The sequence below is a fragment of the Pseudomonas sp. AC463 genome, from assembly GCF_979253585.1.
The window spans coordinates 1-299 of sequence record NZ_CEEDDZ010000422.1 but is presented as its reverse complement, the minus strand read 5'-3'; the positions used below and the strand labels follow the sequence as shown (position 1 = coordinate 299).

Here is a 299-nt window from a genome sequence, read left to right as displayed (position 1 = left end):
TCGCGAGCGGCGAGGAGCGCGGTGCGCATCGGTTCAGGGAGCGGGAACATCGCCGGCGTCATGCGGGCGACGTCCCCTCGCCTGCAAGGCTCAGTTCGGGGCTTGTGCGTTCGCCGGACGTTCGACGTTGATCGTCGGCACCGCCACGGTCTTGTTCTCCGTGCCCAACGACACCCGCGCGACATCGGCCTCGAACTTGGGGGCCTGCACGACGCCGCGTTGGGTCTGGTCGATCGAGACGATGTTGAAGTAGAGCAGACCGGCGACCACCAGCACGGCGATTGCAACCAGGACCAACA

1 protein-coding gene is annotated in these 299 nt (G+C 66.6%); it reads right to left on the bottom strand.

Features of this window, described 5'->3' with window-relative positions:
* Positions 1-90 precede the first annotated feature (90 nt).
* On the bottom strand, positions 91-299 hold a 209-nt coding region (locus AC0IYH_RS30810), incomplete at its 5' end, for a hypothetical protein (protein ID WP_471837971.1).